General features: G+C 40.0%; 15 protein-coding genes and 3 pseudogenes. 17 read left to right on the top strand and 1 reads right to left on the bottom strand.

What is annotated here, in order from left to right:
• The 11 genes and pseudogenes from hisC to ACHZEU_RS06480 all read left to right on the top strand — a co-directional run bounded on the left by hisC (window position 1) and on the right by ACHZEU_RS06480 (window position 9,832).
• Window positions 1-1,101, top strand: coding sequence for a histidinol-phosphate transaminase (gene hisC / locus ACHZEU_RS06530; protein WP_066037622.1), 1,101 nt, complete (start codon window positions 1-3; stop codon window positions 1,099-1,101).
• Window positions 1,098-2,195 carry a prephenate dehydrogenase gene (locus ACHZEU_RS06525; protein WP_279494465.1) on the top strand — a complete coding sequence of 366 codons (1,098 nt, stop codon included), beginning with the start codon at window positions 1,098-1,100 and terminating at the stop codon, window positions 2,193-2,195. Before hisC ends, ACHZEU_RS06525 begins: the two co-directional genes overlap by 4 nt.
• A 59-nt stretch (window positions 2,196-2,254) precedes the next feature.
• Window positions 2,255-3,541: a 3-phosphoshikimate 1-carboxyvinyltransferase gene (gene aroA, locus ACHZEU_RS06520; protein ID WP_115673441.1), complete on the top strand. Its 1,287-nt coding sequence runs from the start codon at window positions 2,255-2,257 to the stop codon at window positions 3,539-3,541.
• 96 nt (window positions 3,542-3,637) lie between these two features.
• On the top strand, window positions 3,638-4,906 hold the full coding sequence (locus ACHZEU_RS06515) for a tetratricopeptide repeat protein (protein ID WP_279494468.1): 1,269 nt from the start codon (window positions 3,638-3,640) through the stop codon (window positions 4,904-4,906).
• A gap of 14 nt (window positions 4,907-4,920) precedes the next feature.
• A complete protein-coding gene (locus ACHZEU_RS06510) occupies window positions 4,921-5,478 on the top strand; it encodes a ReoY family proteolytic degradation factor (protein WP_048389838.1) in 558 nt (185 codons plus the stop codon).
• A gap of 141 nt (window positions 5,479-5,619) precedes the next feature.
• The gene (locus tag ACHZEU_RS06505; RefSeq protein ID WP_279494469.1) at window positions 5,620-6,069 is read left to right on the top strand and encodes a YpiF family protein; all 450 of its coding nucleotides are present in this window, start codon (window positions 5,620-5,622) and stop codon (window positions 6,067-6,069) included.
• Between the two features lie 154 nt (window positions 6,070-6,223).
• Window positions 6,224-6,730, top strand: a complete 507-nt coding sequence (locus ACHZEU_RS06500) for a ubiquinol-cytochrome c reductase iron-sulfur subunit (RefSeq protein ID WP_404804241.1) — start codon at window positions 6,224-6,226, stop codon at window positions 6,728-6,730.
• A gap of 19 nt (window positions 6,731-6,749) precedes the next feature.
• Window positions 6,750-7,424 carry a menaquinol-cytochrome c reductase cytochrome b subunit gene (gene qcrB / locus ACHZEU_RS06495; RefSeq protein WP_404804240.1) on the top strand — a complete coding sequence of 225 codons (675 nt, stop codon included), beginning with the start codon at window positions 6,750-6,752 and terminating at the stop codon, window positions 7,422-7,424.
• Between the two features lie 41 nt (window positions 7,425-7,465).
• Window positions 7,466-8,233, top strand: a pseudogene (locus tag ACHZEU_RS06490) (c-type cytochrome).
• Window positions 8,234-8,500: 267 nt separating this feature from the next.
• Entirely contained in the window at window positions 8,501-9,097 is a 597-nt protein-coding gene (locus ACHZEU_RS06485; RefSeq protein ID WP_048389842.1) for a DUF1405 domain-containing protein, read from the top strand.
• A 60-nt stretch (window positions 9,098-9,157) separates the two neighbouring features.
• Window positions 9,158-9,832 (top strand): annotated as a pseudogene (locus ACHZEU_RS06480) (zinc metallopeptidase).
• A 55-nt stretch (window positions 9,833-9,887) separates the two neighbouring features.
• Here ACHZEU_RS06480 and ACHZEU_RS06475 read toward each other — a convergent pair.
• Complete coding sequence (locus tag ACHZEU_RS06475) at window positions 9,888-10,757, bottom strand: YitT family protein (RefSeq protein ID WP_004232676.1); 870 nt, start codon at window positions 10,755-10,757, stop codon at window positions 9,888-9,890.
• 115 nt (window positions 10,758-10,872) lie between these two features.
• On the opposite strand from ACHZEU_RS06475, the gene ACHZEU_RS06470 reads away from it, so the two are divergent.
• The 6 genes and pseudogenes from ACHZEU_RS06470 to ACHZEU_RS06445 all read left to right on the top strand — a co-directional run bounded on the left by ACHZEU_RS06470 (window position 10,873) and on the right by ACHZEU_RS06445 (window position 15,906).
• Window positions 10,873-11,208 carry a nucleotide pyrophosphohydrolase gene (locus ACHZEU_RS06470; protein WP_036077682.1) on the top strand — a complete coding sequence of 112 codons (336 nt, stop codon included), beginning with the start codon at window positions 10,873-10,875 and terminating at the stop codon, window positions 11,206-11,208.
• Entirely contained in the window at window positions 11,208-12,005 is a 798-nt protein-coding gene (dapB, locus tag ACHZEU_RS06465; protein WP_048389847.1) for a 4-hydroxy-tetrahydrodipicolinate reductase, read from the top strand. Before ACHZEU_RS06470 ends, dapB begins: the two co-directional genes overlap by 1 nt.
• 19 nt (window positions 12,006-12,024) lie before the next feature.
• Window positions 12,025-12,429: pseudogene (gene mgsA / locus ACHZEU_RS06460) on the top strand (methylglyoxal synthase).
• 33 nt (window positions 12,430-12,462) lie between these two features.
• Window positions 12,463-13,608 carry an N-acetyl-alpha-D-glucosaminyl L-malate synthase BshA gene (gene bshA, locus ACHZEU_RS06455; RefSeq protein ID WP_281216740.1) on the top strand — a complete coding sequence of 382 codons (1,146 nt, stop codon included), beginning with the start codon at window positions 12,463-12,465 and terminating at the stop codon, window positions 13,606-13,608.
• Window positions 13,595-14,767, top strand: coding sequence for a CCA tRNA nucleotidyltransferase (locus ACHZEU_RS06450; protein ID WP_404804238.1), 1,173 nt, complete (start codon window positions 13,595-13,597; stop codon window positions 14,765-14,767). Before bshA ends, ACHZEU_RS06450 begins: the two co-directional genes overlap by 14 nt.
• A 155-nt stretch (window positions 14,768-14,922) precedes the next feature.
• The gene (locus ACHZEU_RS06445; RefSeq protein WP_404804237.1) at window positions 14,923-15,906 is read left to right on the top strand and encodes a biotin--[acetyl-CoA-carboxylase] ligase; all 984 of its coding nucleotides are present in this window, start codon (window positions 14,923-14,925) and stop codon (window positions 15,904-15,906) included.
• Window positions 15,907-16,271: the final 365 nt, after the last annotated feature.

Here is a 16,271-nt window from a genome sequence, read left to right as displayed (position 1 = left end):
ATGAAGTGGAAACAACAATTGGACGGTATGCAAGCATATAAGCCAGGTAAACCAATTGAAGAAGTACAACGTGAATATGGCTTAAAGGAAGTTATTAAATTGGCATCGAATGAAAATCCATTCGGGTGCTCACCTAAGGTAACAGCTTATTTACAAAATAATGCAGTGAATCATGCACTTTATCCAGATGGCTATGCCCAAAACCTACGTACTGCTGTGGCAAATCATCTAGGTGTGAAAGAGACACAGCTTCTTTTTGGTAACGGCTCTGATGACATCATTGCTATTATTACTCGTGCTCTGTTGTATCCAGGGGTAAACACGGTTATGGCCGACCCTTCCTTCTCTCAATACTGGCACAATGCTGAAATTGAAGGTGCTGAAGTACGTAAAGTGCCTTGTCAAGATGGAGCACATGATCTAGAGGCAATGTTGGCTGCGATTGATGACCAAACTTCTATTGTTTGGGTATGTAGTCCAAATAATCCTACAGGAGTTGTCATTCCTGATGCTGCATTGCGTGCCTTTCTTGCAAAGGTTCCAAGCGATGTCCTTGTCGTGCTTGATGAGGCATACATTGAATATGTTACACATCCAGACCACAAGGATACGTTACCAATCATTAATGAGTATCCGAATGTGCTTTTACTGCGTACATTCTCTAAAGCATATGGCTTAGCTTCGTTCCGCGTAGGCTATGCTATTGGCCAACCTGATGTTATTGCTAAGCTTGATCCTGTGCGTGCACCATTCAATAATACAATCTTAAGTCAAGCTGTTGCTGCCATTGCCCTCAGTGACCAAGATTATATTGAAGCCTGCCGTGAAGCCAATGAAAAAGGTAAAAAACAATATGTAGAATTTTGTGAAAAGCATAATTTAAAATACTTCCCATCTGATACAAACTTTATTTTCTTTGATACCCATGCTGATAGTGATGTTGTTTTCCAAGAGCTGATGAAAAGAGGCTTTATCGTGCGCAGTGGTAATGCATTAGGCTTACCAGGATTTATCCGTGTGACAATTGGAACAGAGGCTCAAAATGCAGCATTGCTTAGCCAACTTGATGAAGTGTTAAAACAACAAGGGGTATTTGCATGACACGCAAAGTACTCGTTATAGGGCTAGGATTGATCGGAGGTTCTATTGCCCTTGCTTTGCAAAAAGCACCAGAAACAAAAATTATTGGCTACGACATGGACGCACAAACACGCGAGCATGCAAAAACATTAAATATTGTGCATGAAATTGTCGCAGATCCACTGGTTGTTGCGGCTGAGGTTGATGTTATTATCTTCGGTACGCCCGTTAATGCAACACTGGATTGGATGGAGCAATTAAAATCATGGCCCTTGAAAAATAAAGTCATCGTAACAGATACAGGAAGTACAAAAAAATTAATTATGCAAAAAGCCAGCGAATTACGAGAACTTGGCATAACGTTTATTGGTGGACATCCAATGGCGGGGTCTCATAAAAGTGGTGTGCTGGCTGCTAAGGCGCATCTTTTTGAAAACGCATATTACATGCTTACGCCACTCGCTGGGGAAGAAATTGTTCATATGGCACAGCTTGAAAGTTTGCTGAAATTTACCCATGCAAAAGTAGTCAGTGTATCTGCCAGTGAGCATGATCACATGACAGCGGTGGTGAGTCATTTTCCACATGTTATCGCAGCCTCACTTGTCCATCAATTAGGTGGCGAAAATGGGGAGTACCCAATGACACGTTCTCTTGCAGCAGGAGGTTTTCGTGATGTGACACGAATTGCCTCTTCGAATCCTATCTTATGGCGAGATATTACGCTGCAAAATCGCGAGGAACTCCTCACGCAATTAGATGGCTGGGAAAAAGAAATGACACGCATTAAGGAACTGCTGATGGAGGGTTCTTCACAGGATATTGAAAACTATTTTGCTGTTGCCAAAGAACTGAGAGATGAATTACCGATTAGTGCAGGGGCTATGTATACACCATTCGATCTATATGTTGATGTTCCTGACTATCCAGGTGTTATTTCTGAAGTGACGGGCTTTTTAGCAGATGAAGCAATTAGTATTACGAATCTTCGCATCGTTGAATCACGAGAAGATGTTTTCGGTATTCTAGTCATTAGCTTCCAAAGTGAAAATGATCGCGAACGTGCTGCAGCCTGTATTCAAAAACGAGCAAATTTCGAAACGTATATTTCTTAGCATAAGAAAGCGTCGGCATTTCGGCGCTTTCTATCTTCATATTGGAGGGAAAAAAGTTCATGAGTGAAAAAGTATTGCAATACAACAAGCCTTCTTTACAGGGCTCTTTAACTGTTCCAGGCGATAAGTCTGTATCTCATCGCTCTGTGATGTTTGGCGCCATTGCTAGTGGAACAACGACAGTAGAGGGCTTTTTACTAGGTGAAGATTGTTTAAGTACAATTGATTGCTTCCAGAAACTTGGCGTTCAGATTGAGGTGGAAGGGACAAATGTAACCATTCATAGTCCAGGGATGGATGGCTGGCAGGAGCCGACAGAAGTGTTATATACGGGTAACTCTGGTACAACAACACGCTTAATGCTAGGCATTTTAGCTGGTTCTACTGTTCACTCTGTCATGACAGGAGATGCATCCATTGGAAAACGACCAATGCGCCGTGTTATAGATCCACTGCGTCAGATGGGTGCACAAATTACAGGGCGTGCAGACGGGCAATATACACCACTAGCCATTCAAGGTACAAAATTACAAGCCATTGATTACAAGATGCCTGTAGCAAGTGCACAGGTGAAATCTGCTATTTTACTAGCGGGCTTGCGTGCTGAAGGAACAACTATTGTTAGAGAAATGGATGTTTCGAGAGATCATACAGAGCGAATGCTGCGTCAATTTGGTGCACATGTAGAAGTAGATAATGGCGTAGTATCGATTGAAGGAGGACAAGCTCTCAATGGTACGCATGTTTCTGTGCCAGGAGATATATCATCGGCTGCCTTTTTCTTAGTGGCAGGAGCCATTTGCAAAAATAGTCAGCTAACACTAAATAATGTGGGCATTAATCCAACACGTGATGGCATTATAGAGGTGCTGGAAAAAATGGGCGCCACGATGACGGTAACGCCGAATGATGATAATCAAGCTGAACCGACAGCAACAATCCAAATCGCGACATCTTCTTTAACTGGTACAATAATTGAGGGAGACATTATTCCTCGTTTAATTGACGAAATTCCAATTCTTGCATTACTCGCTACGCAAGCACATGGTCAAACGATCATTAAAGATGCCGAGGAGCTAAAGGTGAAGGAGACTGACCGTATCACGGCTGTTGTGACTGAATTGAAGAAACTTGGTGCCCAAATCGAAGCAACAGAAGATGGGATGATTATTGAGGGACCAACGTCTTTAAAAGGAGCAAACCTTCAAACATATGGTGATCATCGAATCGGCATGATGGGTGCAGTTGCAGCTTTAATAACAGACGGAGCTGTTGCACTAGATGATGCACAATGTATTGCTGTATCCTACCCATCGTTCTTTGAGCATATTGAGGCAGTGAGGTAACAATTAAAGAGAGGCTCTCCAAGCTTTTGGGGAGTTTTTTCTTGTTTCAGAGGTAAATGTTTTGTAGCATAAAGGTATCAACGAAAGAATAGGTGAATGACTGTGAACAATGCGATGACTGAAATGATGCAAGCACTTGAACAAGGGGATTTAGCATTAATAGATCAGCTACTAGAATCATTTTTAATGAAGGAGCTACCCGAGGAGATCTATGCACTTGCTGAGATTTTTATGCAGTATGGGTACATGAAGGAAGCTGACCGTGTGCTGGAGCATTTACAATTTTTATTCCCAGAAGAAGCACAGTTAAAAATAGATCGTGCCAATGTCCTAATGGAGCTTGGTAATGAAGATGAAGCATTAGATTTATTATTAGAAATTGAAGAAACCTCCCCAGAATATCCACAAGCGTTATTGGTTTTAGCTGATTATTATCAAATGCAAGGGTTATTTGAGGTTGCAGAAAAGCGTATAAATGAAGCATTAGCGATTTTACCAGACGAGCCATTATTACATTTTGCGAAAGCAGAACTTTTATTTGAAACAGGTCGTTTTTTAGAGGCAGCAAGACTGTATGAGGACTTATATGAGCAGCAAAATGAATTTGCTGGTATTCAACTTGTCGAACGACTAGCGGAGGTTTATCGTGCAGGTGCAGCCTATGAGACGGCATTTGATTATTATGTCAAAGCCCTTGAAGATGAAGTAAAGCCCGATATTTTATTTGGAGCTGCTTATTCAGCCTTCCAGTCACAAAAATACGAGATGGCTATTAAACAACTAGAGGAATTGAAAGAATTAGATCCTGATTACTTCTCAGCCTATTTATTGCTTGCGGAAAGCTATGCAATGACAGAGGATAATCAAAAAGCTTATGCTGCCATTCAAGAGGGGTTAAAGCGTGATGAATATGATAAATCGCTTTATTTATTCGCTGGTAAAATGGCATTGAAAAATGGTTTGCCAGAAGAAGCTGAGCAACATCTGAGAGAAGCTATAGCGCTCGATCCTGAATATATGGAAGCGGTACTGGCACTTATTTCAGTGTTTGGACAACAGGAGCGCCATGAGGATGTAATCGAGTTATTTGAGACATTACAGCAAAATGATTTTGAATGGAGCACTTTATATCCTTTTGCGGCAGAGGCATATGAAAATTTAGAATTGTACGACCGTGCATACGAATTTTACCGTTTGGCATATAATGATTTTAAGGAAGACGCAACATTTTTAGAAAAATATGTTTACTTCTTATTAGAAGAAGGAAAGCTTTCAGAGGCAAAAGAGGTTCTTGGACAATTAATCAACATTCAACCGGGTGAACCAGAGTGGCAGGAGAAGTTAGAAACCTTAGAATTTGAGTAAAGGAGGGAGTGGGTATGACTGCTTCTGTATCAGTTGTTGATAAAAAAGCATTTGTTCGATGGTTTTTAAAAAATTATCAATTGAAACGTCGTGAGTGTGTATGGATTTTAAATTACCTATTAAGTAATGATGACTTGTTAAAAAGAATCCGTTTTGTGGAAGAAGCTCACTATTGTCCTAGGGCAATGGTGATGTCAACAGTAGACTCAACAGGTGTGCCTTTTCGTTTCTATAAAGGCAATGTGATGACGGCAGATGCTGAGAAGTCTTTCCATGATTTACGCTTACATGAACAAGAAGATATGTATATACAATTGAATTTTCCTAATATACCACCAAGTGCACAATACTTAGCAGTTCTTGAAGAAAACCCTTATATGCCAGAAACACTGCTCGTCAGTGAAAAAGATCGTGTACTGGCAGAAGAGCTGCTTTCCAATAGCTTACTCGTATTCCAAGAAGAGAAATTACTTGCACAAATTGATGAAGCTCTCGACCAGGGAGATGAAGTGCGATTTTATGAATTGTCTAATTTGTTACAAGCATTGAAGGAAACGGCTAATTTACGTTAATTATAGGTAAAAATTGAATGTCCTTTATCCATTTCAATATGGTAACATTACTAGTGAATGATTGTTTTCACTTTTAATTGGGTATCCTATTGAAGAGTGGAAAAGGACATTTTTATTTTGCGATAAAAGGAGGTTTGTTGAATGTATTTTAATGCAAACGATGTAACATCGTTTATGGCACAAAAAGATTTTATTGATACCGCGGTTGTTCCACTTGTATCCATTGATCTCTCTTCTGAAAAAATGAAACAAAGTGGTGCCGAGGTAGATTTTGTCATGTCTTTAACTTCTTTTATAGAGCAGCAGTTTAAAGGTCGACTACTAGTCATGCCACCATTTTCTTATATGACAACTTTAAAAAACGACGATTTACCACAGCAATTAGAAGCACAATTACATAATGCTGGATTTAAGCATGTGTTCTTCATTACTTGTGACCATTATTGGACAAAGAGTGGAGAGATAGGCAATATGATTTGGTTACCAGCGATTCCTTTAGAAAGTATGGATGCCAGTGTGAAAAAATCCATTCTAGAAGATCAATTGCGACAAGTGATTCCAATGCTTTCGACTAAATGGGCACAGATTTAACAATTAGTTTCAATAAATGTTCACATTCTCCAGCTTTCCACAGAATGCTATATTGACCAAGCTATGGACTTGATATATCATATATATGTCCTAGTATTACTATTTGTAAAAGTATGTCCGTTGGACTGACCTTTAAGTTAGAGGGGGGAAAATAATGAGTAATAATCGAGTTTCACGTCGTCAATTTCTAAGTTATACTCTTACTGGTGTAGGTGGATTTATGGCGGCAGGTATGCTAATGCCAATGCTTCGCTTTGCAATTGATCCTGTGCTACAAAAGCATGAGGGTGGGGATTTTGTAAAAACAGAGCATAAAATCGCTGACTTGACTGAAGAGCCTGTAAAAGTGGACTTTTCATATGAACAAGTGGATGCATGGTATAAATCACAGGTTACAGATGTAGCTTGGGTTTATAAAAGTGGCGATCAAATCATTGCCCTTTCACCTGTTTGTAAGCATTTAGGATGTATGGTTGAATGGAATGGAGATTCTGCACACCCAGGTCAATTCTTCTGTCCATGCCACGCAGGACGTTATGAGAAAAACGGGAAAAACATTGCAGGTACACCGCCTCTAGGTCCGTTGGATGAATTTGAAGTACAAGAACAAGATGGCTATTTAATGATTGGTCCAGCTAAAGCAAATTCTCTAGTTAAATAAGTAAGGGGGTACGACAACAGTGCTAAATAAAATTTATGATTGGGTCGATGAACGCCTAGATATTACACCGATTTGGCGTGATATTGCCGACCACGAAGTGCCAGAGCACGTTAACCCTGCACATCATTTTTCAGCATTCGTTTACTGCTTTGGTGGATTAACATTCTTCATCACAGTAATTCAAATTCTATCTGGTATGTTCCTAACAATGTACTATGTACCAGACGTTGTGAATGCCTGGAAATCAGTTTATTATTTACAAAACGAAGTAGCATTTGGTGAAATCGTACGCGGTATGCACCACTGGGGAGCTTCATTAGTTATCGTAATGATGTTCTTACATACACTTCGTGTATTCTTCACAGGTTCTTATAAAAAACCTCGTGAGTTAAACTGGATGGTTGGTGTAGGTATTTTTGGTGTAATGATGGGTCTTGGATTTACAGGATACTTATTACCATGGGATATGAAAGCATTATTCGCTACTAAAGTAGGTATCGAAATTGCAGCATCAGTACCGTTTATCGGTGGGATGATTAAAGTATTATTAGCGGGTGACACAACGATTCTTGGTGCTCAAACGTTAACTCGATTCTTTGCGMTTCATGTATTCTTCTTACCTGCAGTATTGTTTGGGTTACTTGCAGCGCACTTTATCATGATTCGTCGTCAAGGAATTTCAGGACCGTTGTAATTGTCTTGACGGTTCGATGATCTTTAAAAGGAGGGGACACTATGCATCGCGGAAAAGGAATGAAATTTGTCGGCGATTCTCGTATTAAAGCGAATCACAGAATGCCGAACGTTCCAAAGGATTATTCCGAATATCCAGGTAAGACGGAAGCTTTCTGGCCAAACTTCTTACTGAAGGRATGGATGGTAGGTGCTGTATTTTTAATTGGATACTTATTATTAACTGTCGCTCACCCGTCACCACTTGAAGGGCCGGCAGATCCAACTAGAGCATATACACCACTACCGGACTGGTACTTCTTATTTATGTATCAACTTTTAAAATACTCATTTGCTTCTGGTCCATACAATGTAATCGGAGCTATTGTAATTCCAGGTCTTGCATTTGGAKCGCKATTATTAWTGCCATTTTTAGAYAASKGYCMAGAWCGTCGTYMWTCTAAAYGTMCATTGCSAAYAGSGKTTATGTTATTAACTTTAGCTGCTATGTTCTACCTAACTTGGGAGTCAGTTGTTAACCACGACTGGGAAGCTCAAAAAGCTATGGGTGCAATCGTAGAAACAGTTGAATTCGATAAAGAATCAGAAGGTTATAAACTATACGCTGGTTCAGCTTGTATTACATGTCACGGTGAAGGCTTAGAAGGTGGAGCTGGTGCACCATCTCTAATGAACACTGGATTAACAGCTGATGAGATTAAGGACATTGCTCATAATGGTCGCGGTAACATGCCACCAGGATTATGGACAGGTTCAGATGAAGATCTTCAAAAACTTGCTGAATTCATCGAAAGCTTAAAAGCAGAGTAATAGTAAAAGAGTCAGGAAACTGGCTCTTTTTTTCTACCTTGTTATACTATTGGGACTGGAAGCCATACAAAAAGGTTCCCTTGTATAAAGGATTTTAGCGAAAGATGTYGAAAAAACATTTATTCTTGAAACAAGTAAGCGAAWTAAAACAATAAAATAACACATATTGATGGTGAGATACAATTGAATTGAAAGGTAGAGTAAAGCTCTAGAATTTCAGAACTATACATAAATAATGGATTGTTTTTATCGGAAGGAGTTAACATCGTGCAACTAACAAGAGCAAATATTTGGTACCTTCTGACCCATAAATCATTCTTGATAGTGCTGCTAATTATTAATCTACTAGGTACAATTTATGGCTATTATTGGTATGGGTGGCAGCTTGCCATCACAGAGCCTATTTTTTATATTTTTGTTCCAGATAGTCCGACAGCCAGTTTATTCTTTTGTTTTGTGTTAATTGCTTGGATTATGGGGAAAAGCTGGCCACTGATGGAAGTACTTGCCCTTGTTACGTTGGTGAAATATGGCTTATGGGCAGATGTGATGAATATTTGGACATTAATTGAAACAGGTTCTATTGGCTGGCAGGGATGGATGCTAGTTGGTTCACATTTTGCCATGGCTGTACAAGCTGTACTATATATGAAGAAATATGTCTTCACTTATTGGCATGTTGTGATAGCAGCTGTTTGGACACTGCATAATGATGTCATTGACTATGTATTTGGGCAAATGCCGATGTATCGGGATTTAGCCAATTACACAAGCTATATAGGTTACTTTACATTCTGGTTATCAATTGCATGTATTTTACTTGCCATTTTCTCAATTAGGTGGCGCAAATATTTGCCGAATTAGGGTATAAATTATAGAATTATAGTATCGAGGTAGAAAGGGGTTAGAAAATTGTCAACGAGCATGTATATTGTTTATTTTGTGATTATTATGCTGCTTCCACTTTATGCTCAAATGAAGGTAAAGGGTACGTATAATAAATTTGCAAAGCAACGTACAATGAAGGGGCAAACTGGTGCAGAGGTAGCGCGTGCGATTTTAGATGCAAACGGCTTATATGATGTACGAGTTGTGCCAACACAAGGTGTGTTGTCTGATCATTATAATCCAGCAACCAAAMCAKTGGCTTTATCAGAAAGTAACTTTTATGAAGCAAGTGTTGCAGGTGCTSSGGKKGYTGSMYATGWGKWWRRKMRMGCCATCCAACATAAAGAAGCTTATTCCATGCTTACATTACGTAGTAAGCTAGTCCCAGTAGCAAATATTTCTTCTAATGCGTCTTGGATTTTCGTAATGATTGGTATTTTTGCAAGTAGTACGAATTTCTTGCTATTAGGTATCATATTATTAGCAGCAGGTGTTGTTTTCCAATTAGTGACACTTCCGGTGGAGTTTGATGCCTCAAAGCGAGCATTAGTTCAAATGAATTCACTTGGCATTATTACAAATGAAGAAGAACGACCAGCACGAAAAGTATTAAGTGCTGCAGCATTAACATATGTAGCAGCGGCAGCGGTAGCTGTACTAGAGTTATTACGTTTAATTTTAATTTTTACCAATATGCGTAGCGACGACTAAGAAAAAACTTGTTATAGTGGTACACCACTGTAACAAGTTTTTTATCTTCGTATGCTTAATGAAGGGGTTGCTTTTGATCGTCTAGTGTGAAGCCTTCTCCTGCCACATCTCGTACTTCAATGATGGAAACAAATGCGTGCGGATCAACTTCATGCACAATAGATTTTAACCGTACAACTTCATTGCGGCCAATTACACAATAAATAACCTCCTTAGGTTGTTTCGTAAAATGACCATGTCCTTCTAAAATGGTGATACCACGCTCCATTCGAAGAGCGATTGTTTCAGCAATGGCTCCAGACTTTTCTGATATGATAAGCGCACCACGAGCCGCATAAGCACCTTCTTGTACAAAGTCAATGACACGGGCTCCAACAAATACGGCTACTAATGTATACATCATGGAACGAGCATCCAAGAACGTCAGCCAAGAAAGAATGATGACGATGGCATCGAAGACAAACATGGTTTTCCCCATACTCCAGCCAAAATATTTATGCCCTAGTCGTGCCAAAATATCGACACCACCTGTAGTGCCACCGAAACGAAAGACAATCCCAAGTCCCAATCCAACAAACACACCAGCAAAAAGTGCTACAAGCAACATGTCATCCTCTAAATGGATGGTAAATTGATATTTTTGGAAAATTTTTAGAAAAAGAGATACGGATAAAGTGCCGACAAGCGTATAGACAAATGATTTTTTTCCAAGTAATCGATAACCTATGATAAACATGGGAATATTTAATAACAGGTTCATTAAGGCGGGGTCCCATCCTAATGTAAAATATAGTATGAGTGTAATCCCACTTAGTCCACCTTCACCCAGTTGATTTTGGATGTTGAAGTGAACAAAGCCGAAGCTGAAAACTGCTGCTCCGAGCATAATCGCGATAATATTACGTATTTTAATCTGTTTTAGCATTTGACCTCCTGTAGTTCCAAACAAATGAAGTAGTGTTATCTATTATCTGACATTTTATTGGTTTTGACAACAATGGTGTAAATTTTATACGATGGTAAATAGGAGTGTGATTTTTATGGCAGATCAACTAACAATGCAAGCTTTACAACAGCGTGTCGATGACTATATAGGACAATTTAAAGAAGGCTATTTTCCACCATTTGAATTACTTGCACGTCTAACAGAAGAATTAGGTGAACTTTCACGCGAAGTTCAGGATGTCTATGGACAGAAAAAGAAAAAGAGTACAGAGGATACAAACAGTATTGAAGAGGAACTAGGAGACTTTTTCTTTGTACTAGTCTGTTTTGCAAATGCCCAAGGTATTAAACTAGATGAAGCACTTTTACGCGTCATACATAAATTTGAAACTAGAGATAAGGATCGTTGGACTAGAAAGGATGAAGAATGATGTCGATTCGTGTAGCTATTGCGGGAGCAAGAGGAAAAATGGGAGCTGAGGCTGTACATACGGTCATGAAACATGACAAAATGGAATTAGTAGCTGTACTAGATTATAAGGAAGTAGGAAAAACTTTAGCTGATTTAGATATGTTTCCAGCAAGCTATACAGTGCCTATATTTACAGAAATGCATGATCTTGTAGAAGCAACTGCACCAGATGTACTAGTGGATTTAACTAATCCACATGCAGTCTACAAACATACAAAGGAAGCACTGAATTTAAATGTACGACCAGTAATTGGTACAACAGGATTTACAGATGCACAACTAGAGGAATTATCAGCCATGACCAAAGAAAAAGAGTTAGGTTGCATTATTGCACCAAACTTTGCGATTGGTGCTATCCTAATGATGAAGTTTGCAAAAGAAGCAGCCAAATACTTACCAGATGTAGAGATTATAGAAATGCACCATGATCAGAAGCTTGATGCACCATCTGGGACAGCGGTGAAAACGGCACAGTTAATTCAAGAGGTCCGTACGCCAAAGGCACAAGGACATCTAGAAGAGAAAGAAACCATTAAAGGTGCAAGAGGTGGAGATTTTGACGGTATGCGCATTCACTCCGTACGTTTACCTGGTTTAGTGGCACACCAGCAAGTATTATTTGGAGGGGATGGGCAGCTACTAACGATTCGCCATGATTCATTAAACCGTAATTCTTTTATGTCGGGTGTTGCATTTTGCATAGAAGAGGTTATGAAAATGGATCAGCTTGTTTATGGTTTAGAAAACATCATCTAAAGATTGGGATGGAAGCTATATGAAAATCGCATTGATTGCACATGATCGTAAAAAAGATAATTTAGTACAGTTTGCTATTGCTTACCAAAATATTTTACAAGAACACACACTATATGCTACCGGTACAACAGGACAACGTGTCATCGAAGCTACTGGTTTGGAAGTTACACGTTTTCGTTCAGGGCCACTTGGTGGCGACCAACAAATTGGCGCAATGATTGCCAATAATGATATKGACATGGTGATATTTTTCCGTGATCCTTTRWSWGSMYRRMSWMWYKAGSMWKATRACAAGGGGCTAATCCGTCTTTGTGATGTTTACCAAGTGCCACTGGCAACAAATATGGGAACAGCAGAAATATTACTAAAAGGCCTACAGGAAGGCTTTGTGGATTGGAGACTGATACAAGAAAGACGCAATTAACAAAAGACGTGATTCAGAAAGGATGATCATCGAATGAAAAAGCTAAAAATAGGCATTACCTGTTATCCTACAGTTGGTGGCTCTGGTGTCATTGCAACAGAATTAGGCAAAATGCTTGCAGAAAGAGGACATGAAATTCATTTCATCACCTCAAGCGTACCATTTCGATTGAATAAAATTTATCCAACCGTCTTTTTCCATGAAGTCGAAGTTAATAATTATTCAGTATTTCAATATTCTCCATACGATATTGCATTAGCGAGTAAAATGGCAGACGTCATCAAGGATGAAGAGTTGGATGTGCTACATGTGCATTATGCCATCCCACATGCAGTATGTGCGGTGCTAGCACGTGAAATGAGCGGCCGAGACATTGGCATCGTTACAACCCTTCATGGCACAGATATATCAGTGCTTGGTCAAGATTCTACGCTCTCACAGGCCATTAAGTATGGGATTGATAAATCTGATATTGTGACAACCGTGTCACAGGCATTAAAAGAACAAACCTATGAACTGATTGATACAGTAAAACCAATTGAAACGATTTATAACTTTGTGGACGAACGGGAATACTTCCCACGAAATTCAGGAAACTTAAAAGAGCAATTTGGTATACAAGAAGATGAAAAAGTCCTCATTCATGTATCAAACTTCCGTAAAATAAAGAACCTTCCACACATTGTAGACGCCTTTATGAAAATCCGTGCCAACATGAAAGCAAAGCTCTTATTAGTAGGTGATGGCCCAGAAAAGCATCGTGTCATGGACCAAGTAAAAGGAAGTCCGTATATGAAGGATGTTTTATTTTTAGGGAAACAAGAAAACTTAGCTGAACTGTATGCGATTAGTGATCTAAAGCTATTATTATCACAGCAAGAATCGTTTGGACTGGTGTTATTAGAGGCAATGGCTTGTGGTGTACCTTGTATTGGAACAAATGTAGGTGGTATTCCAGAAGTCATTGAGCATGGTGTAGACGGCTATATCGTGGAATTAGGGGATACAGAGGCAGTTGCGGCGTATGCAACCCATTTATTGCAAGATGAGGAACAATTACTGCGCTTCCGAGAAGCGGCCATCTGTGCAGTAAGTGAAAAATTCCACTCATCCAAAATTGTGGAACAATATGAAAATCTGTACGAGAAGGTTGCGGAAAGAAATCATGCAAAACAATAAAGAATGGCAGGCAGCCTATACAGTCATTGAGCAATTAGAACAGGCGGGATTTGAAGCAGTTATTGTTGGTGGAGCTGTAAGAGATGCTTTACTCGATCGTCCTGCCCATGATGTAGATGTGGCTACAAATGCCTTGCCTGAAGAAGTAAAAACTGTGTTTCAAAAGACTGTAGATATTGGGATTCAGCATGGGACGGTACTTGTTATCGTACCCGCTGGACCTGTGGAAGTGACTACCTATCGGACAGATGGGGAATATACAGATCATCGAAGACCACAGAATGTCCATTTCGTTCGATCTCTAAAAGAGGATTTACAACGCCGAGATTTTACAATGAACGCCATTGCCATGCGTCGTGATGGCTCTTTTATAGATTATTATGGCGGACAACAAGATATTGAAAAGCGCGTTATACGAGCGGTAGGAGAGGCAGAAAAACGGTTTGCAGAAGATGCTTTAAGGATGCTGCGAGCGATTCGCTTCTCTGCACAGCTTGATTTTACGATCGAGGCGAATACATTAGCAGCCATCCAGCAAAGGGCTGCTGATTTGGGCTTTATTGCAAAAGAACGCATTAAAGCAGAGCTTGATAAGCTTTGGGTAGGACAAACAGTTTTTGGGGGTATACAAAAACTAGAGGACAGTGGATTAACGGCCTATTTAACAGGTGATTTTCAAACTGCTCAATGGCATAATTTCCAAACAAAAGATGCCCTTCTTGGCTGGGCATACTTTGCCTTACTACAAGGAGCAGCATGGCGTGAGGTAGTGCGCGATTATCGATTATCGAATAAGGAAATGGCGTTTATTAATTCCGTTTTAACCGCTTATGACGCTTTAAAAGATGGTTGGACAAATCGCCATTATTTTTACTACACAGAGCAAGAACTAGAGGCTGCACAATATTTTGCCCAACTTCGCCAATTAGACGCTTCGATACCTCAACAATCTATCCGAGAATTACAGGCAAAGCTACCGATTCAACATAAGCAAGAATTAGCGGTGAATGGGGCTGATTTACTGAAATGGTCTGGCAAAAAGGGTGGGCCGTGGGTAAAAGCCGCATTGGAGGAGCTGCTGACAGCCATTCTTCATCATGAACTTCAAAATGATCGACAACAGATTAAAAGCTGGCTGGAGCAACAGGATCTTACTTAAAGCCGAATACATGATAGATAAAAGCCGTCTCCTGAAATGGGAGACGGCTTCATTAAATTCCTATCGTTGGTGGTCATTTACGTTAATTTACAGTATGATTAAGACAMAMTRAGTTACATAACAAGAKKACAGTTAACTAAAGGATWGATGTGAAGATGACAATTTMCATGAAGGACGAAAKTTTAAAAAGAATATTGGCWGCTGATGGAGAAGCGGTTTCAGGTCAGGAATTAGCAGATTCTCTTGGTGTCTCAAGAACCGCTGTTTGGAAGCATATGCAAACATTACAAGAGGAAGGGTATACATTTGATACAATTAAGAAAAAGGGGTATGTATTGACAGGTGTACCAAATAGCTTGAGCCCCACACAGATTAAGCTTTTTTTAAAGACAGAGCATTTTGGACGTGAGATCCATTATTACGATGTAGTTGATTCAACACAAACAATTGCGCATAAGCTTGCACAGGAAGGAGCTCCACACGGTACAATTATTATTGGTGAGGAGCAAACAGCGGGGCGTGGTCGTATGGCTCGTCCTTGGGAGTCTGCACATGGGACAGGTATTTGGATGACCGTTATCGTTCGGCCAGATGTTACGCCCCAGCAGGCCTCATCCTATACACTTGTGGTGGCAGTAGCTGTCACAATGGCCATTAAAACCTTATATAAAGATGTAGAGCCAGCGATTAAATGGCCCAATGATTTATTGATTAATGGCAAAAAATGTACGGGGATTTTAACGGAAATGCAAGCAGAGGCGGATCTTGTGCAAGCTTTACTTGTTGGAATTGGCATAAATGCGAACCAAGCAGCAGCTGACTTTTCACCTGATATTGCGGATATTGCCACTTCATTACGATTAGAAGCTGGAGAAGAAATCAATCGTGCAGCACTTGTGGCCTCTATCTTACACTATTTAGAACAATTTACAGAACTATACGTTAAAGAAGGTTTTGCGAGTCTAAAGACACTATGGCAGCAAATGTCTTGTACAATTGGTCAACGTATAGAGGTAACGACGATACGCGAACGTTTTGAAGGGGTTGCCAGTGGCATTACAGACGATGGTGTTCTGCAATTGACACAGGACGATGGAACGGTTCGAACGATCTATGCAGGAGACATCAAAATATTATAAAAAAGAAGCTGCAAGTAMWGKMCKWTACTTGCGSCTTCTCATGTTGTKGCAAAAAGATGATGTMAACTGCAGAAAAAGCAACTTTGCAAGGTGAGGGGGTGATTTCCGTTCCGCCAGCGTCCTTTCCAGGGGGCGTCCGATGAGCCGCTTCACTCACTTACGTTCGCTCCAGGGTCTYATCTGTGACGCTAAATCCCCTAGGAGTGACGCTGGCTCCACTCCAATCAACYATTCTGCAAAAGWKKCTTTKCYTTATCTTTCATACTRGCCGTAGCRAACAAAWTAAYCYATTATTTGTATKATTAGAGAAWSGATAGACTYTTAWTTTCAWTGYGRRGAAGTMATGMGTRTCARMASCYCTTCAT

The organism is Lysinibacillus sp. S1, from assembly GCF_044986265.1.
In the GTDB taxonomy this organism is placed as follows: Bacteria; Bacillota; Bacilli; order Bacillales_A; family Planococcaceae; genus Lysinibacillus; species Lysinibacillus capsici.
Note: the sequence above shows the minus strand (reverse complement) of the source record. Positions and strands in the feature narration are given on the sequence as shown.